Source organism: Anaerolineae bacterium (assembly GCA_016931895.1).
In the GTDB taxonomy this organism is placed as follows: domain Bacteria; phylum Chloroflexota; class Anaerolineae; order 4572-78; family J111; genus JAFGNV01.
Genome location: JAFGDY010000134.1, coordinates 17,359 through 34,283, shown reverse-complemented (window position 1 = coordinate 34,283; position 16,925 = coordinate 17,359). Strand labels below are relative to the sequence as shown.

Annotated in this window: 16 protein-coding genes; 6 read left to right on the top strand and 10 right to left on the bottom strand. The window is 54.9% G+C overall.

Features of this window, described 5'->3' with window-relative positions:
• Together JW953_10335 and JW953_10330 are read left to right on the top strand one after the other, a co-directional pair.
• Positions 1-779, top strand: a 779-nt coding sequence (locus tag JW953_10335; GenBank protein ID MBN1993091.1) for a DMT family transporter, incomplete at its 5' end; no start/stop codon positions are given.
• A gap of 31 nt (positions 780-810) precedes the next feature.
• Entirely contained in the window at positions 811-1,050 is a 240-nt protein-coding gene (locus JW953_10330) for a DUF2000 family protein (GenBank protein ID MBN1993090.1), read from the top strand.
• Here the strand turns inward: JW953_10330 and JW953_10325 are convergent.
• From JW953_10325 to JW953_10280, 10 genes are all read right to left on the bottom strand, one after another.
• Positions 1,039-1,428, bottom strand: coding sequence for a DUF423 domain-containing protein (locus JW953_10325; protein ID MBN1993089.1), 390 nt, complete (start codon positions 1,426-1,428; stop codon positions 1,039-1,041). The two genes, JW953_10330 and JW953_10325, sit on opposite strands and share 12 nt — an antisense overlap.
• Positions 1,429-1,433: 5 nt before the next feature.
• The gene (locus JW953_10320) at positions 1,434-1,871 is read right to left on the bottom strand and encodes a GNAT family N-acetyltransferase (protein ID MBN1993088.1); all 438 of its coding nucleotides are present in this window, start codon (positions 1,869-1,871) and stop codon (positions 1,434-1,436) included.
• On the bottom strand, positions 1,868-2,392 hold the full coding sequence (locus JW953_10315) for a GNAT family N-acetyltransferase (protein ID MBN1993087.1): 525 nt from the start codon (positions 2,390-2,392) through the stop codon (positions 1,868-1,870). The genes JW953_10320 and JW953_10315 overlap by 4 nt, the downstream gene beginning before the upstream one ends.
• The gene (locus tag JW953_10310) at positions 2,389-2,964 is read right to left on the bottom strand and encodes an N-acetyltransferase (protein ID MBN1993086.1); all 576 of its coding nucleotides are present in this window, start codon (positions 2,962-2,964) and stop codon (positions 2,389-2,391) included. Before JW953_10310 ends, JW953_10315 begins: the two co-directional genes overlap by 4 nt.
• A gap of 79 nt (positions 2,965-3,043) precedes the next feature.
• Complete coding sequence (locus tag JW953_10305) at positions 3,044-4,237, bottom strand: aspartate aminotransferase family protein (GenBank protein ID MBN1993085.1); 1,194 nt, start codon at positions 4,235-4,237, stop codon at positions 3,044-3,046.
• A gap of 45 nt (positions 4,238-4,282) precedes the next feature.
• The gene (gene argB / locus JW953_10300; protein MBN1993084.1) at positions 4,283-5,023 is read right to left on the bottom strand and encodes an acetylglutamate kinase; all 741 of its coding nucleotides are present in this window, start codon (positions 5,021-5,023) and stop codon (positions 4,283-4,285) included.
• A gap of 188 nt (positions 5,024-5,211) precedes the next feature.
• Positions 5,212-6,267 (bottom strand): N-acetyl-gamma-glutamyl-phosphate reductase, encoded by a 1,056-nt coding sequence (gene argC, locus JW953_10295; protein ID MBN1993083.1) that lies wholly within the window; start codon positions 6,265-6,267, stop codon positions 5,212-5,214.
• Between the two features lie 23 nt (positions 6,268-6,290).
• Positions 6,291-7,307, bottom strand: coding sequence for an N-acetyl-gamma-glutamyl-phosphate reductase (locus JW953_10290; protein MBN1993082.1), 1,017 nt, complete (start codon positions 7,305-7,307; stop codon positions 6,291-6,293).
• 253 nt (positions 7,308-7,560) lie between these two features.
• The gene (locus JW953_10285) at positions 7,561-8,769 is read right to left on the bottom strand and encodes a glycosyltransferase family 4 protein (GenBank protein ID MBN1993081.1); all 1,209 of its coding nucleotides are present in this window, start codon (positions 8,767-8,769) and stop codon (positions 7,561-7,563) included.
• A 13-nt stretch (positions 8,770-8,782) separates the two neighbouring features.
• A complete protein-coding gene (locus JW953_10280; GenBank protein ID MBN1993080.1) occupies positions 8,783-9,841 on the bottom strand; it encodes a branched-chain amino acid ABC transporter substrate-binding protein in 1,059 nt (352 codons plus the stop codon).
• 310 nt (positions 9,842-10,151) lie between these two features.
• Here JW953_10280 and JW953_10275 point away from each other — a divergent pair, with 310 nt between their 5' ends.
• The 4 genes from JW953_10275 (at position 10,152) to JW953_10260 (ending at position 16,854) form a co-directional block, all read left to right on the top strand.
• A complete protein-coding gene (locus tag JW953_10275) occupies positions 10,152-11,144 on the top strand; it encodes an inorganic phosphate transporter (GenBank protein ID MBN1993079.1) in 993 nt (330 codons plus the stop codon).
• An 11-nt stretch (positions 11,145-11,155) separates the two neighbouring features.
• Positions 11,156-11,785: a DUF47 family protein gene (locus JW953_10270; GenBank protein ID MBN1993078.1), complete on the top strand. Its 630-nt coding sequence runs from the start codon at positions 11,156-11,158 to the stop codon at positions 11,783-11,785.
• Between the two features lie 132 nt (positions 11,786-11,917).
• Positions 11,918-12,991 carry a LysM peptidoglycan-binding domain-containing protein gene (locus JW953_10265; protein MBN1993077.1) on the top strand — a complete coding sequence of 358 codons (1,074 nt, stop codon included), beginning with the start codon at positions 11,918-11,920 and terminating at the stop codon, positions 12,989-12,991.
• A 305-nt stretch (positions 12,992-13,296) separates the two neighbouring features.
• Positions 13,297-16,854, top strand: coding sequence for an SBBP repeat-containing protein (locus tag JW953_10260; protein ID MBN1993076.1), 3,558 nt, complete (start codon positions 13,297-13,299; stop codon positions 16,852-16,854).
• Positions 16,855-16,925 lie beyond the last annotated feature (71 nt).

The window sequence follows — 16,925 nt, the reverse complement described above, 5'->3', positions numbered from 1 at the left end:
TAGCCCCAACGGGGCTTTCCTATCCCAGTTGCCCCCCTCTGGGGGGCTTCCTAATGCCTCCCGCTATGCGGGAGGTTGATTACTTTACGTGTGAAACAACGGGTTTGCAGTATACTTCGGCTTCCAAGGCCTCGCTTATTGTGGCCACTATTCCCCTGGCCGTTTTATGCCTGTCGGCGCTTTTTTTGCGGGAACGGCCTACCTGGCCGGTGCTGGCGGGCCTTGCGCTTTCAATAGTCGGCATGCTGATCTTGATTGCGGGTGATCCTCAATTCGGTTGGGTTTTTGGCGGGCCGATGTTTGGCGATTTTTTGATGTTTGGGGCCGTGATGTCAATGGCCGTTTATATTATTGTGATGAAAAATCTGGCCCAAGCCCGTTCCGCCCTGGATGTAACCGAGCTGCAAATTTTTTATGGGGCGCTGTTTTTTGCGCCGGCATTTTTTTGGGAACTACCCCATGTCCAATGGGCCGCCGTCAGCGGACGCTCCCTGGTGGCCCTGGTTTGTTTGACCCTGTTTGCCACAATCGGAGCGTTTGTTTGTTACAATTACGCCTTATCAAAAATATCTTCCACCAAAACGGCCATTTTTTTGAATTGCGTGCCCGTGGTAACGGCCATTGGCGCCTGGGCCATTTTGCAGGAAAGATTAACCCTGCTGCAAATGACCGGTGGTCTTCTGGTTTTGTTCTCCGTGTATTTAACCAATTTTCGGGCCGACCAACCGCTCAAGCTTCACCTCAAAAGAATTTTTTTGGCCTTTCGCGGTTTGCCGTAAAACCCGGTGGTGGTTATAAACGGCGGGGAGCATTTTGCGCCAATTGATACTGGCGCGGCGTGGCCCCCACCACTTGCTTAAATTTGTGGCTGAAGTAGCTTTGGTCCGTGAAGTCGGTGTCGTAGGTAAAGATTTGTTTGATAGATTCGGCATCCTGTCCTTACCGGGTATCATTACACCTGCCGACCAACTTCACTATTTGGGCCTGGCTCTTTATGGGCCAAGCGAAGTGGTGAACAAGCTGACCGGTAATATCGGCTTATTGCGCTAAATTAAAAATAACGGCTCCGGCCAGTAATAGCCACGCGGCAATAAAGGCCGCCCCGCCCAGCGGCGTAATTGCGCCCAGCCACCGGAAGCCGGTGATGCTCAAGGCATAAAGGCTGAACGAGAACAAGATGATGCCCCCCAGCATCAGCCAGCCCGACCATTTGACCAGGGCAGACGCGGGCCACTGCGAGGCCACAAAGGCCACGGCAAACAAGCCCAGGGCGTGGTAGAAGTGATATTGCACCCCGGTTTGATAGGTAGCCATCAAATCTGCCGGCAACTTGGTTTTGAGCGCGTGAGCGCCAAACGCCCCCAGGCCAACGGCCAGCGCGGCGTTAAGACTGGCCAGCAGGGTGAAGATTTTGACCAACGAAGTCATCGCCATTATCCTCCTGCCGTTCCCGCAATGGTTTTGGAAATCACGCCAATGTCTACCCGCCTGGACCAGCCGATGCTTTCCCAAAACCGGATGCCGTCAACGTTCTGCTGAAAAATAAAAAGATGGCATTTCTGAATGCCTGCGGCTTGCAGGGCAGACAGACACCTCTCGACAAGCTGGCGGCCAATGCCCCGGCGGCGATACTCTGGGTGTACTGCCAGGTGATGGATGTAGCCTCGCCGACCATCGTGGCCGCTGAGTACCGCCCCTACCAGTACGCCGTCATTTTGGGCAATGAAGCTCATCCCCACGTTTCGTTCCAGGTAGGCCCGGATGTTTTCCCTGGAATCGGCGCTGCTAAGGCCAACGCCCTCGGTGTGCCGCCACAGGGCAATCACCGGCTCGTAGTGTTCAAGCGTAAAGGGAACAATGGTCAGGTTCATTCCGGCTCCCGGTTCAGTTTTTTGGTGAAACAAAGAATCAAATCGTCATCCACCGTCACTTTATCTCCCCCTTGCAAAAAGCGCTCATTTTGGGAAATGCCGCAGCCATCGGGGATGTAACCGCGCTTGACGTACATTTGTTGGGCGACTCCGTAGTTTGCCATCAAACCCACGCCAATGCCCACCACCGCTGATTTCCGGGCGATTCTTTTTTCCGCTTCCGCCATCAAAGCTGTGCCAATGCCCCGGCGTTGATATTTGACGAGCACATTAAAATCCACAATTTCGGGAATCCCGGCCTCTCTGAACGGTGGATAAAAGGACTCCCATAAAATCGTCAGGTAGCCGGTAAATTGACCTTCATTCTCAGCCACCAAGACCACCCGTTTGCCCTCATTTTGTTCTCGGAGATAGCCTTCATATTGGGAGATGGGCTTATGCCAACCCTGGTCTAAAAATGCCTGGGCGATAACGGCACAATCGGCCGGGCGTATTTCTCGGATACGGAGTTTCTCTTTCATTTTTTTTCAACCAATCTTGACAGCGCCGGCTGGGACGCTGCCGTTCCATTCCGGGCCGCCTTGGCCGGCCCGGCTGGCGGGGCGGATGGAGCCAATTCTTTAGGGGAGATTATCAAGGCTACTTCATCGCAGGCGTGGAAGATAGGGCAGAACACGCAATCTCGCCGCACTTTGCCGGGTAGTTTTTCCAGTTTGGTCAGTTGAAAGCCCAGCTTCAAAAAAAAGTCCGGTTTGCGGGTGAGGGCAAAGACCCGCCGAATCTCCAAAAACCGGGCTTCCGCCAGCAGCAGGTTGACCATCCGGCGGCCAATCCCCTGCCCGTGAAAGGCCGGGTGGATGACCAGCGACCGGACTTCGGCCAGGTCCGCCGACATGATCACCAGGGACCCCACCCCCACCAGTTGAGTGTTTTCCGTTTCGGCCATTACCCACTCGCGGATAGAACGGTACACGTCATCCTGGGTGCGGGGCAATATTTCGCCCTGCTCAATATATTTGTTTAAAAGAGGCATCATCCGGGGCACGTCGGCTGGCCGCGTCCGGCGGACATTAATTTTTTGCGTGTTTGTCATAGTCATAAACCTTACGTAAGGGGTGTTCCAAGATACTTGATCCGTAACACTTGACACCTGTCACTTGCCACATCTTATCTTATCCCACTGCTTCCAATGTGGCCGATAATCTTTCTACCAGCATATCAATTTCTTGCCGGGTAATGATCAGCGGCGGCAAGAGTCGCACAATTTTTTCCCCGGCCATGAGAATGATGAGTTGGTGATTGCGGGCTTCAGCCACAATTTCAGCGGCAGGAATGGTAGAGAGCAGACCCCACATCAAACCTTTGCCGCGCACCCCGTTTAAAAGGGGAGATTGTTTGACCACCTCATTCAGTTTGGCGGCCAGGTAATTGCTTTTGGCCTGCACGTCGGCCAAAAACTCCGGTTGGTTGAGTTGTTTGAACACGGCCCGAGCCACGGTAGCCATCAAGGGGCCTCCGCCAAAAGTGCTGGCGTGGTCGCCGGGCTGCATTACGCCGGCCACTTTTTGGCTCACCAGCGTGGCCCCCATGGGCAAGCCCCCGGCCAACGACTTGGCCAGGGTCATCATATCGGGAACAATGCCATAGCCTTGGTAACCCCAGAGCGTGCCGGTGCGGCCCAGCCCGCACTGCACCTCGTCAAAGATCAGCAGCGCTTCCACATCATTGCAGATGGAGCGCAGACCGGCCAGAAATTCAGGCGTGGCCGGCGTTACTCCGCCTTCGCCCTGGATCGGCTCCACAATCACGGCGCAGGTTTGGTTGGTGATGGCCTGGCGGGCGCTATTGAGATTGTTAAATTGGGCAAAAGTAACATTGCCGATAAGGGGCTCAAAAGGTTGGCGGTATTTTTCGGTGGCCGTACAGGCCAATACGCCCATGGTGCGCCCGTGAAAAGAGCCGCTAAAAGCAACGATGTTAGTTTTGGTAGAGTCGCCCGCCGCACGGGCAACCTTGCGGGCAAATTTGAGCGCGGCCTCGTTAGCTTCGGTGCCGGAGTTGCAGAAGAAAACCCGGTCGGCAAAAGAGGCCTCGCACAAATCGCGGGCCAGCAACGCGTGAGGGGCCGTATGGTAAAGGTTTGATACGTGCAACAACCCCGCTGCATTTTGCCGGATGGCCTCGACAATAAGGTTATTGTTGTAGCCCAGCGCATTCACGGCAATCCCACTGCCGGCATCAAGATACTGCCGACCCTCGGTATCGTACAACCATACGCCGTCGCCACGCTCAAAAACAAGGTCCGGGCGGCTGTAAGTTTGGACTATGTATTTTTGTTCCAGATCAATGATTTCTTGGGGGTTCATCATCAGGTGTCTCCTTAAAGTTTTGTTTGGGTTATGTCATTCCCCTCATTGGACAATCGTCGTGCCCGTCCCCGCTTTCAAACCATCCAAATTGGTGATTCTCACTGCCTGTACGCCGCCGTACACGGCGGCCAGGGCGGAACGGGCTTTGGGGATCATCCCGTCCACAATTACCTTCTCAATGATCAACTGCTCAACCTCGGCTACGGTCAGGTGCGGCAGCAGCAGGTTATCCCGCAGCACGCCGGGCACGTTAGACACAAACACCAGCGCCTCGGCCTGGGTGGCAATGGCCACGGCCGTAGCCACGTGGTCGGCATTGACGTTGAATATGCCGCCGTCGGCCCCGTAGCAGATGGGAGACAGCACCGGAGTGACGCCGTCTTCTAATAAACGGGTAAAAACCACGGCCCGCACCTCCACCACCCGGCCTACCTGGCCCAGGTCGCCGCCGGGATGTTCCAATTTTTCAGCCTTAACGGCGGCTCGATCTACGCCCGACATGCCAAAAGCGTCTACTCCCGCCAGCGACAGTGACGAGACCAACCGCTTGTTGATCCGGCCTACCAGCACCATTTGCACAATGTCCAATGACTCGGCATCGGTGACCCGCAGGCCGTCAATGTATTGGGGTTCAACGCCCAACCGTTTTTGCAGCTCGCGGATTTCTTTGCCGCCCCCGTGAACCAGGATGGGTGGGGCCTCTAGCGCCGCTACCGCCTGGCCTAATCTTTTGACAATATCCGGGTTGTCCAATTCCTGCCCGCCTATTTTTAGAACAAGCATCGCCTTACCTCTGGGCAACAATTAATGACCAACGACGACCAATGACCAATGACCAACGACGACCAATGACCAATGACCAACGACCAACGACCAACGACGACCAATGAGCAACGACCAACGTTGACCGGCGAGGGAAAAGTAAATTGGTCGTTCGTCATTCGTCGTTCGTCGTTCATCGTGCTTCTCAATCAATAAGGATGCAAACCGGCTCTTTCCAGGCCCGTTGTCTCGTCCAGGCCAAACATCAAATTCAAGTTTTGCACGCCGGCATGCGCGCCCCCTTTGCCGACACTGTCCAAGACGCTAAAGACTACCAGGCGATTGCGTTTTTCGTCAACGTCCAGGCCAATGTGGCAAAAGTTTGTGCCCGATACGGCGGCCACCCAGGGGTAGGGGCGATACTGCCAGGTGGCCTGGGGGTCTTTGGGCAGGTCAAACACTTTGATAAAATGCTCCCGGCCGTAAAAATCAGAATAAAGCGCCAATATTTCGTCCCGGCTGACCGGCCGGCGAGGGAAACAGTGACAGATTGCCAAAATGCCCCGCGTGATGGGCACGTAGCTTGAAGTAAAATGGATGGTGACCGCTGACCGGCTCAAAAGGCCCAGCTCTTGTTCCATCTCATAGGTGTGGCGATGATCTATCACATTGTAGGCCACAATGTTGTTGGCAATCTCAGGATGATGGCTGGTTATGTCTAATTCAGCCCCGGCGCCGGCCGTGCCGGATAGACCATCCACCACAATCCTTTCAGCGTCAATCAGGCTCGCCTTCACCACCGGCGCCAACCCCAGAATAACGGCCGACGAGAAGCAGCCGGGGTTGGCAATCACCCTGGCCTGTTTGATCTCCTCCCGGTGTAGCTCCGGGATACCGTAGACCGCTCCGGCCGCAATATCCCAACACACGTGCTCTTTGCGATAGAGACGTTCCCAATCCTCCCGGTTTTTTAACCGGAAATCCGCCCCCAGGTCAATGAGCTTGGTGTTTTGGGCTAATAAGTCTGGGGCCATTGACATGGGGGTGCCGCCGGGCACGGCAAAAAATATAGCCTGGCACGGCGTTATCTGGTCCGGGTGAATGAACCTTAGGCCGGAGCCGTACAGGTTCCGATGAAAGTATTCCAGGGGCCGGCCGCTGCGGCTGGTGGCCCAGACCACTTTTACCTGGGGATGTTCGTTCAAGATACGCAGGGCTTCGCCGCCCATGTAGCCGGAAGCGCCGTAGACGCCTACTTCAATCATTGAATTGGTTCCCTTTCTCTGATTTATTCAATTAATCCTGCCGTCTCATCCAGGCCAAACATGAGGTTAAAATTCTGCACCGCGGCCCCGGAGGCGCCCTTGAGCAGATTGTCAATTGAAGAACAGATAATCAACTGGCGCAAATTTACCACCGTAATGGAAACGGCGCAGCGGTTTGTCCGTTGGGTGTGAGCCATACCGGCCAGTTGGCCCGGCGGCAGAACCCACATAAACGGCTCATCGGCATAGGTGTCGGTGTAGAGTTGCTGCGCTACTTCAGCCGGCGTGTCTTGGGCCAGGGTCACGTAAATGGTAGATAACATCCCCCGGTTGAGGGGCACAAGATGCGGCGAAAAAATAACTCGGTCGCCGGGGCCGCCCAGTTTGTTGATTTCCTGGATCATCTCGGCGGTGTGACGGTGGACCTGCCCAATATTGTAGGGCGATAGATTCTCGTTGGCCTCAACAAAGTGCGTTTTGAGGCTGGCTTTGCGACCCGCCCCGCTCACACCGCTTTTGCTGTCGGTGATGATGGGGGCAGTCGGGTTTAGCATTTTGGCTTTGAGCAGGGGATATAGCCCCAGTATAACGCTGGTAGGGTAACAACCGGGGCAGGCCAGCAGGTTAGTTTGGCGGATTTTATCCCGGTAGATTTCGGGCAGGCCGTATACGGCTTCGGCCAATAAGTCCAGAGCCGTGTGGGGGGTGTTGTAGAATTTTTCATACACTGCCACATTGTTTAGCCGGAAATCGGCGGAGAGATCAATGACGCGCACCCCGGCCTGCCGGGCGGCGCTCACGGTGGGCATGCTGGCGGCGTGAGGCAGGCAGCAAAACACAGCCTCAACCTGCTCCAGCGGCGCCTGGGCGGCGGCTACCAGGGGAATATTCCAGGGCACGGGATACAGATCGCTTAGCATTTTACCCGCCGCGCTTTCTGAGGTGGCAAACGCCAGGGTCACTGCCGGATGTTTTTTGAGTATGCCCACGATTTCAAAACCGGTATAACCGCTTGCGCCAAAAACGCCTACTTTGATCATTTTTTTCACCTCATCAAATGAAAAACCGGCCCTGACAAGAATGTCTGGAGCCGGTTTGATAACTGCGTAAGGATTTGCCAACGCCCGCTATCCAGACATAAGGTCTGGCTGAAGACGCGGGCTCCTGGGCAATACATGCAAAATCATCATCGCTTCTCAAAAATTTATGGGGGCGAGTTTAGCACAGTTGAGGGTTGCTGTCAAATAGGGGTGCGTCTCAAAAAGGGATAGGGCATTGCCCTGGCCCTATGGCCTAAAAATTGGGGCAGACGCTGACCAAATCGTATTTATCCAGAACACGGCGATACACGCCCCTGGTCAAACGGGCAATACGCGCCCAATTGTATAACTCGTCAACCGTCTGGTAGGCTCTGGCCGCGTAATTCAGCGCCCGACGGGGGTTTGCCAGAATATGCATCACGCCCCAGGCCACAGAGTCGGCATTATCAGGATAAATGGTTACGCCGGTTTCGGTATGTTTGACAATTTCGGAAAGGCCGCCCACGTCGCTGACCACTACCGGGCAGCCGAGGGCCATGGCCTCAAGGGCCACGATCCCAAACGGTTCGTAGAGGCTGGGAAAAACGGCGCAGCAGGCGGTTTGATAATACCGGTTGCGTTCTTTGTCTGAGATAAAACCAACAAAATCAATGCAGTCTGCCACCCCCAGGTGCCAGGCCTCTTGTTTTAAGTTTTTGGCTTCAGGCCCTCGCCCGGCAATGATCAGGCGTGTTTCCGGGAATTGGGCCAAAATGCGGGGCGCGGCTTCAACCAGGCGATGCAAGCCTTTTTGGTATACCAGCCTGGCCACGGCAAAAACAACGCGATCTTGCGGACGGGCGCATCTGTCCCTAAAGGCTATCAATTCTTCTTTGGAATGTCCGTTCCGCAAATCGTCAATATTGACCCCATTAAAAACAACGTCCAGCCGGGAGAGAGGCGTATGGAAGTAAGTTTGCACTTCGTGCAACATGTAGCGGCTGCACACAATCACGTGGTTGGCCTGTTCAATTACATATTGCTCGGTCTGATCAATGGCTCGTTCCAGGTCGTTGTCAATGTGGCCGCGTCCCCGGCCTCGTTCGGTGGCGTGAATAGTGACCACCAGGGGCCGGTTCCAGGCTTTTTGCAGGGCCATCCCGGCAAAAGCGGTCAACCAATCGTGCACGTGGATAATGTCAAATTGCTCGTCAATTTGACGAGCGTAATCTTGCAATACTTGATTGGCGGCGACAGCTTGGTCGTAAATATTGGTCTGAATATTCAGAGTTGGCGTAAAAACGCGGTGGACGACCACGCCATCTTCAATAGTTCTGGAGGCATCCTCCGGTTTGGCCGTTGGCGTGACCACGTGAACAGTGGTATGTTGTTGGGCCAGGGCGGGCGACAGTTCGGCCACGTGCCGGCCCAACCCACCGACGAGGTTGGGGGGATATTCCCAGGAAAGCATTAAGATACGCATAGACAATCTCTCCTCAGGGGGCAATCAATTCCCCTGGATACTGCTGCTCCTCCTCGAAAATCTGATACACCCACACCGGCGCGTTGAGGCGCCGCCCCTGCTGGTCAAAAACAATATCGCCGCTGAGACCTTGTTGCTGGACCTGGTTGATCAGGGCGCTTACTTCTGACCGGGTGGGTTGGTGAGACCCAAACATTGCTTGCTCAATGGCGTTGAGCAAAATGTTGGTCGCATCGTAAGCCAATACAGCCCGCGGGCCGGGCGAGAAGCCGGCCAATGTTTGATAGGCTTCCATAAAAGCCTCCGTCCCCGGCGCATCGCGGGGGGCCGGCCCCGGTGAAACAAAAATAAGACCTGTGGCCGCGCCGTTAGCTACCTGAACTGGCTGCGGGCTGCCCACGTCAACCTGCCCCAAAAGCGGCAGCGATACCCCGGCCCGGCGCAGGGCCGAAATGGTTTCACCGGCAGCAACCCCTTCGCCCGTCAATTCCAGGGCCTGGAGCTCAACGGGCAACGAGTCAAGATCTACCTCGGCCACATTCAGCCTATGGTTATAACCCCATTCCTGGCTAAACGTGTTGAGCCGGGCAGACGTATCGGCATAATCGGCGGCTACCCTCACTACTCCTTTTTTCTGGATATTCATTGCAGTCGCGTCAATCGTCCAGGGTACGCTCAGGGCCAGTTTGGCTTCCTGATAGATTGGCATTGCCGCCAGGGTGGTGGCCGATGAGAGATGCCCCACCACGCCCAAAACATCCGGGTCGGCAATAAGCGCTCTGGCTTGCGTTTGAGCTTCGGCCGGCTCGTCAAAATCATTCAACGCCACCAACTCAACCTGATAGCCGTTGACGCCTCCGCTTGCATTCCTTTCCTGTAAGGCCAATTTAACGGCAAACAATACTTCATACCCCAGCGGGCGATGCAAGCCCTCAAACGGCGCCACCAGGCCGATTTTTAAGGTCGGCGGCGCGCCGTCGAATCCCTTCCCGGCGCAGGCCGGCAATAGAAAAACCGCCATCAACAGGATATAAATTTTTAAGGTATGCCGGGCAAGATTAATGCGCTTCATCTCACCCATCCTGTTTTTTGCCATGAATCGGTAAATCGGCCTTGTCTTAGATACAAATATAGCATGGTCTGGCACAGTTTCAAATAGGAAATAGGGCAGTGGTTTAGAAGCCGGGCACTTTCAATAATCTGCCTTATCTTCAGGAATCTTAGTTGGGAATCCTTAGTACAAACTTAATAATTACTTTTGGCAGGTTAGCCATTTTAGCTCAAATGTTTCATTTGAAGCCTGCTGAAATTTTACTATAATAAAGATATTTTAACCAACTGGGCGAAACGTCTTTGCCGGCCAATTTTAGGAAAGGATAAAAATGTCTCCATTGGTTCTGCTGGCTATTCTCATTATCTTGGCTTTGATTTTTGATTTTCTCAACGGCTTTCATGATAGCGCTAATGTGGTGGCGACAATGATTTCGTCGCGGGCGATGACGGCCAGGGCTGCCTTAACCCTGGCGGCATTAGCCGAATTTGCCGGCCCGTTTCTCCTGGGGGTAGCTGTGGCTAAAACAATTGGCAACGAGGTGGCTCCGGCAGATTCTATCACCATTGCCGTGGTAATGGCGGCGTTACTAAGTGCCAGCCTGTGGAATATTGTCACCTGGTATTTTGGCATTCCCTCCAGTTCGTCACACGCCCTCATTGGCGGGATTTTAGGCGCGGTTGCTGTTGGTTCGGGGCTGTCGGTTATTCGGCTGGAGGGATTGCAAAAGGTTGTCATTGCGTTGTTTACCTCGCCGTTGATTGGTTTTTTTATAGGCATTCTCATTATGCGTTTGACTTTGTGGCTGGCCCAGGGGGCAACTCCTAAAGCAAGTATCTTTTTTATGCGTATCCAAATTCCCACAGCGCTCGTTTTAGCCTTAAGCCACGGCACTAACGACGCCCAAAAGACAATGGGAATTATTACGATGGGCTTGGTGGCGCTGGGTTTTCAGGAAAGCTTTGAGGTGCCATGGTGGGTCATTTTAATTAGCGCAGGAGCCATTGCCATTGGTACAGCTACAGGCGGCTGGCGCATTATCCATACGCTGGGGGGCAAATTTTACCGGATTCGGCCTATCCATAGTTTTACTTCTCAACTGACCTCCGGGCTGGTTATTATGACTGCTTCACTCCTGGGTGGGCCGGTGAGCACGACCCAGGTGGTCAGTTCGTCCATTTTGGGCGTTGGGGCTGCCGAGCGAAAATCCAAAGTACGTTGGGGCGTGATGAGCGATATTGTCCTGGCCTGGATTTTAACGGTTCCGGCTACGGCCATTGTGGCGGCATTGTTATATTATCCAATTAATTTTATTGTTGCATAGGGGTATAAATAATGGGTTTCCTGAACATTTTCAAAAATAAAAAAGAAGACATTTTTATCAGTCTTCTCATCCAACAAGCCGAAGTGACCGTTGAAGGCATTAAATTGCTACAAGAGTGCATTCAGCAGCCTAACGAGGAAAGTATTGAAAAAATTCGGGCCAAAGAATATGAGGCCGATGAAATCAGGCGGATTTTGATTGACGAGTTGCATAACACTTTTATCACGCCAATTGACCGGGAAGATATTTTTAATCTCTCGCTCTACATTGATGACATGATTGATTATGCTTTTACCACTATTGAAGAAATGAGTTTGCTGGAGATTGATGCTGACGAGTATTTGCTTGAGATGGTCTCGCTGGTGCGACAGGAAGCCGAGGAGTTGGCTATGGCTATGCATCGTTTGAGCGCCAATCCCCGGGTGGCCGGCCAACATGCGCAACGAGCTAAAAAGCTGGAGAATGAGGTGGAAAGTATCTACCGCACCGCCATTGCCGATTTATTTACCAAAGCCAAAGACTTTAAGCCCTTGATGGTGATGCTCCGGCGGCGCGAAGTTTACCGCCATGTGGCCAATATGTCCGATAAAGCTGATGCTGCGGCCAATTTATTTGGCATGGTGGTGATGAAGTTGACCTGATGGTGTAAACTCCATTCTGCGAGTTGGTCAGTTTGCTTTGGGCTGTGGTTTCATTATAATCAGGCTGCGTTTTGATTAAACGAAAGGATATTAATGAGCCGTGATACTCATCCACCAAAGAGGAGGAACCTCATGCCCGCGCGAAACTTTGCTGTTGATTTGGACGATGCTATCTATCAGGCTGCGTTGCGGCGCGCTCAAAACGAGGGCAAACCCCTGGAGCAAATCCTGGCCAACCTAATTGTGGCTTACGCCCGCAGTGGCGCCGCCGGTGGATTTTTAACCTACACCGTGCAGCGCGGCGATACCCTGGCCAAGATTGCCCGCCAATTTTACGACGACGCTCATAAATATCCCCTTATTCAGCAGGCCAACCGGCTGGTAAGCCCCGGCATGATTTGGGTGGGGCAGGTTCTGCTCATCCCGGCGATTGCCGGCGTTACCCCTCCTGCCTCGCCAACTCCTACCCCCGCTCCATCGCCAATACCGGCTCCAACGCCACCGCCGCCAACCCCAATCCCAACCCCACAACCACCTACGCCGCAAATTGACCCCTGCGCGCCTATCCCCGGTGAAACTTACGGCGCCATCCCCATTGTCGGCTCACCCACCGACCGCCCCGCCGCCCAACACGGCGACATCAACCTGGCCCTGCGCGGCTACAGTCCCACCACCGCCCGCCTGGGGCTGATTGACATGTCCGGCCCCACCGACTCCCGCGCCCCCCAACTGCCCGGTCTCTTTGCCGATAAACGGGCCGGCGTTATTGCCAACGTTTATCGCGTCAATCATTGGAATTGGGGCAAAAACTCGCGCGGCGGGCCAATCACCGATTTTGAGGTGACGTTGTTGGGTCTCCAGGTTGAACGGGGAGAAACCATCCACGTGCCGGAAGCGGGCTATAGCATCGGCCAGGGTTACGCCGTTATGGTGTTATACGCCGACCCGGAGCGTCTCACTCTCAAATATACGGGCGAAGACAGCGTGGTTTCGGGTTACACCATCCACGTTGAAGGAGTTTGTACCGAGCCTGATTTGCTGGCTCTGTACGAGCGGATGAATGCCGCCGGACGCCGCCATCTCCCGGCCCTCCGCGCGGGTCAGGCGTTTGGTCGCGCCCGCGATAATGAAATTCGCGTGGCTATCCGCGACACTGGCCGGTTCATGGATCCCCGCACCCGCAAAGATTGGTGGCGCGGGCGGTAGCTACAATATCCCCCGTTAAGCCTATTGAAAATCGGCCTGCTTTGTGCTATGATAAGGTGTGTCAGGCCAAAATGGCCGGGATTCAGTTTGTTCCTTAAAAATTAATCCGCAGCAGGTGAAATATGTTATTGGTCGGACTATTCTCTTTATTGTATCCTGGAGAGGTTAGTCAGAAGGAAAGCGCTGCTTGGCCCTTCGCTGGCCCTGTTTTGCCTGTTGTTATTTTCAATCATCCATAGAGCCAGAGTCCCCGAAGGTCTGGCTCTTTTTGTTCTCAGTTAGAGGGGAAAGAAAGAGGGGTAAAAATGAAGTTGTACGGCAAAACTTATAGGCAAATTGGTCAGATGATTGTTTTGATAATGTTGGCCCTTATCTTGACTACCTGGCCAGGATATTCTGGGCAGCCGGTTCTGGCCCAAGCAGACCAATCCTTACTGTTTGTTGAAAACGTGGGCCAATTTGACCAGGCGACACAATTTCGGGTTTACGGCGGCCCCACCCCCCTTTGCCTGGCCGAAAACGCGCTCTGGTTCACCTTCATTAAAGATTCACCGGCTGAAGTGGAAGAAGTAATGAATCCAGACCCCGTCGGCGCCTTGCTGGCCAACGAATCACGTCCTGGGGTCAATCTTAAACTGAGCTTTGTCAACGCTAACCCTCACCCTAGAATAGAACCCTTCCATCGCCTCGATGCCCAAATCTCCTACTTCAGGGGCAGCAACCCGGCGGGCTGGCAAACCAATGTTCCGGTTTGGGGCGGTGTGCGTTATGTAGACCTCTATCCGGGGATTGACCTGGAACTAACCGGCCAAAACGGGCAATTGGTCAAACGCTTGGTGAGAAAAGACATTGCTGTGGCGCAAAACGAGCCGAACGCCCAAAACATAATCTCCCTGGAAGACATTTCCTTGCAGGTTGAAGGCGCAGAAACATTGGTCGTGGCTGAAACCGGCCATTTGCGCTTGACCACCGCCCTGGACGAATTCACCCTGCCGCTGTTCCAAGTTGAATCACCCGACTTGCCAACCGCCGGCCCTGACTTGTTGCCGGAGGTTGAGGGCAACCTGGTGCGGCAGCCATTCGCTGCGGCTTCCCTGCCCTCTGACTCCCTGGCTCAAATTGCCGGCGCAGCGGACCTGGTTTATAGCACTTTTTTGGGCGGCGCAGGCGAACTGGATAGCAGCCGGGGCCTTGCGGTTGATGCGACCGGCCACGCCTACGTTACGGGTCAGGCCTATAATGACTTTCCCACCACCCCTGGCGCGTTTGACACCACCATCGAAGGCGTTTTTAGCGATGCCTTTGTGGCCAAATTCAACCCCGACGGCAGTGACCTGATTTACGCCACCTTCCTGGGCGGAACAGACTACGACACAGCCACCGACCTTGTTATTGATGAGGCCGGCAACGCCTACCTGGCCGGTTATACCACCTCCCCAGATTTTCCTACTTCGGCCAGCGCCTTTGATACCAACCTGGATGGCGAAGCCGACGCCTTTGCCGCCAAGTTCAACCCCACCGGCACGGCCTTACTTTTTGCCACCTATCTGGGCGGCATAGATAACGAGTTCTGTTGGGGCATTGACGTGGACGGCGCCGGTAATGCCTACGTTACCGGCTTCACCCCGTCGCCCGATTTTCCCACCACCCCCGGCGCTTATGATACCGAGATTGACAACTGGTACGACGTGTTCGTGGTCAAACTAAATCCCGAGGCCAGCGACCTGCTCTACGGCACCTTTGTGGGCGGCAACGATGCCGACTACTCCTTTGCCGGCGTGGTGGTAGATGAAAGCGGCAACGCCTACGTGTCGGGCTACACTCATTCTACCGACTTCCCGACAACGCCCGGCGCGCTGGATACCACTTACGATGACCAGGAGATCTTTGTTTTTAAATTGAACCCCACCGGCAGCGACCTGGTCTACTCCACCTACCTGGGCGGCACTGAAACCGAGTACGCCGAAGACATTGTGGTGGACGGGCTGGGCAATGTTTATCTCACCGGCAATACCCGCTCTCCTGACTTTCCGGTCACGCCTGGCGCGTTTGACCCCGATTACAACAGCGAGGTGGAAGAGTACGAGGGCGACGCCTTTGTGGCCAAGCTGAATCCTGAAGGCAATAACGTGGTCTTTGCCACCTACCTGGGCGGCAGCGGCGAGGACATTGGCCACGCCCTGGCTTTGGGCAGCACCGGCGCCATTTATGTAACCGGCGAAACCGCTTCCGGCGAATTTCCCACCACGCCCACTGCCTTTGATCCCGTTTTTGATGCGGCGGAGGAAATGTTCCCCCCGCCCGATATTTTTGTGACCAAGTTAACGGCCGACGGCGCCGGCCTGGCCTACTCTACCTATCTGGGCACGGCTGAAGGTTACGACCAGGCTTACGGTCTTGATGTGGATACCGGCGGTAACGCCTACCTCACCGGCCCCACCAGTTCCACAGATTTCCCTATTTCCGAGGGCGCTTTTGATACCACTTTAGAAGGTTTTAAGGATGTTTTTGTCAGCAAACTGGCCATCGGCAGCTACGAGCCGGAACCGGAGCCAACCCCCACCCCTGTCCCGCTCCCGGCGCACGATTGCGCCCCCACCACCTTGGGCACGGTCACGGTGGGCCAGACTCCGCGCGGTATTGCCCTGGACGCCGCTAAACAGCGAGCCTACGTGGCCAATTATGGCAGCAACAGCGTTTCGGTGTTTGATACCAATACCCTCGCTACCATTGCCACCATTGCCGATGTTAACGCCGCTAACGGCATTGCTTATGACGGGCTGCACCACATGCTCTGGGTGACTAATTATGATAGCGATCAGGTGACGCCCATCGAGATCAACACCGACGCAACCAGTTTCAACGTTCTCTCCCCCGTTGACGTGGGCAACGGGCCATGGGACGTTGTTTTTGACCCCATCTACGGCTACCTCTACGTGGCCAACAGCCTGGACAACTCGGTTTCGGTTATCAATGTTGCCTCTCGTACCGTGGAAACCACGCTCACCGGCAATTTCAACCGGCCCTTCCACCTGGACGCTTCGCCCGTTACCGGCAAAGTGTACGTGGCCAATTCCGGTAATAACTCGGTCACTGTCATCAAAGGAACCTCAATTAATAGCGTGGTTCCTCTTTGGGATAGCGGCCCGCCTTACGGCATTGCCGTGGATGAAACGCGCAGTTTGGTCTACGTGGCCACGGTGGCCACCAATCGTATTGTAGCGATTGGCACGCTGCACGGCGCCCCTGACCAATTCTTGGGTTGGGCCGCGTTCCAGCGCGGCTACAATCGCCATCGCCCCCTGCCCTTGCGGGCCATTGCCGTTAACCCCGATATTGGCCCCGGCTACGACGGCGGCCACATCTGGGCCACCACCTCCACCGCCGACGGCAGCGAATTAAATCAAGCCCTCTTCATTCCCAAGGGCTGGTCCAGCTATTTCCATGTACCCTTGCCCCAAAACGTCAGTGAGAACCCCTCCGAAGGCATTGCCGTTGACCGCACCACCGACCGGGTGTACGTTACCAGCGGCGCCAACCCCGGCACGGTCACCGTAATTGGCGACCACGCCAACCAGTGCCCCGGCGTTTTCCCGGCTTCAGGCGCAGCGGATGATGGCGGCTTCAGCCTTGACCTCTTCTCCCGCCAAGCCTTATCCCAGGGTGACGCTACTGCCGACGGCCTGGTGGACATCTTTGACCTGACCTTCATCGCCGCCCGCTACAACAGCGCCGATTACACCGCCGACGTGAACGGCGATGGCCTGGTAGACATTTATGATTTAACAGCGGCGGCGGGGCGATATGGGCAGACTGTTGTTGACGACCCTTTGTTACCCGGGTTCAGCGAGCCGGCTGAGTAGACCAATTTTTTGGCTTTAACTTAGACTCCTTACGCAGTTGACACGCATGGCCCCCCTCTAGCTCCCCCCAA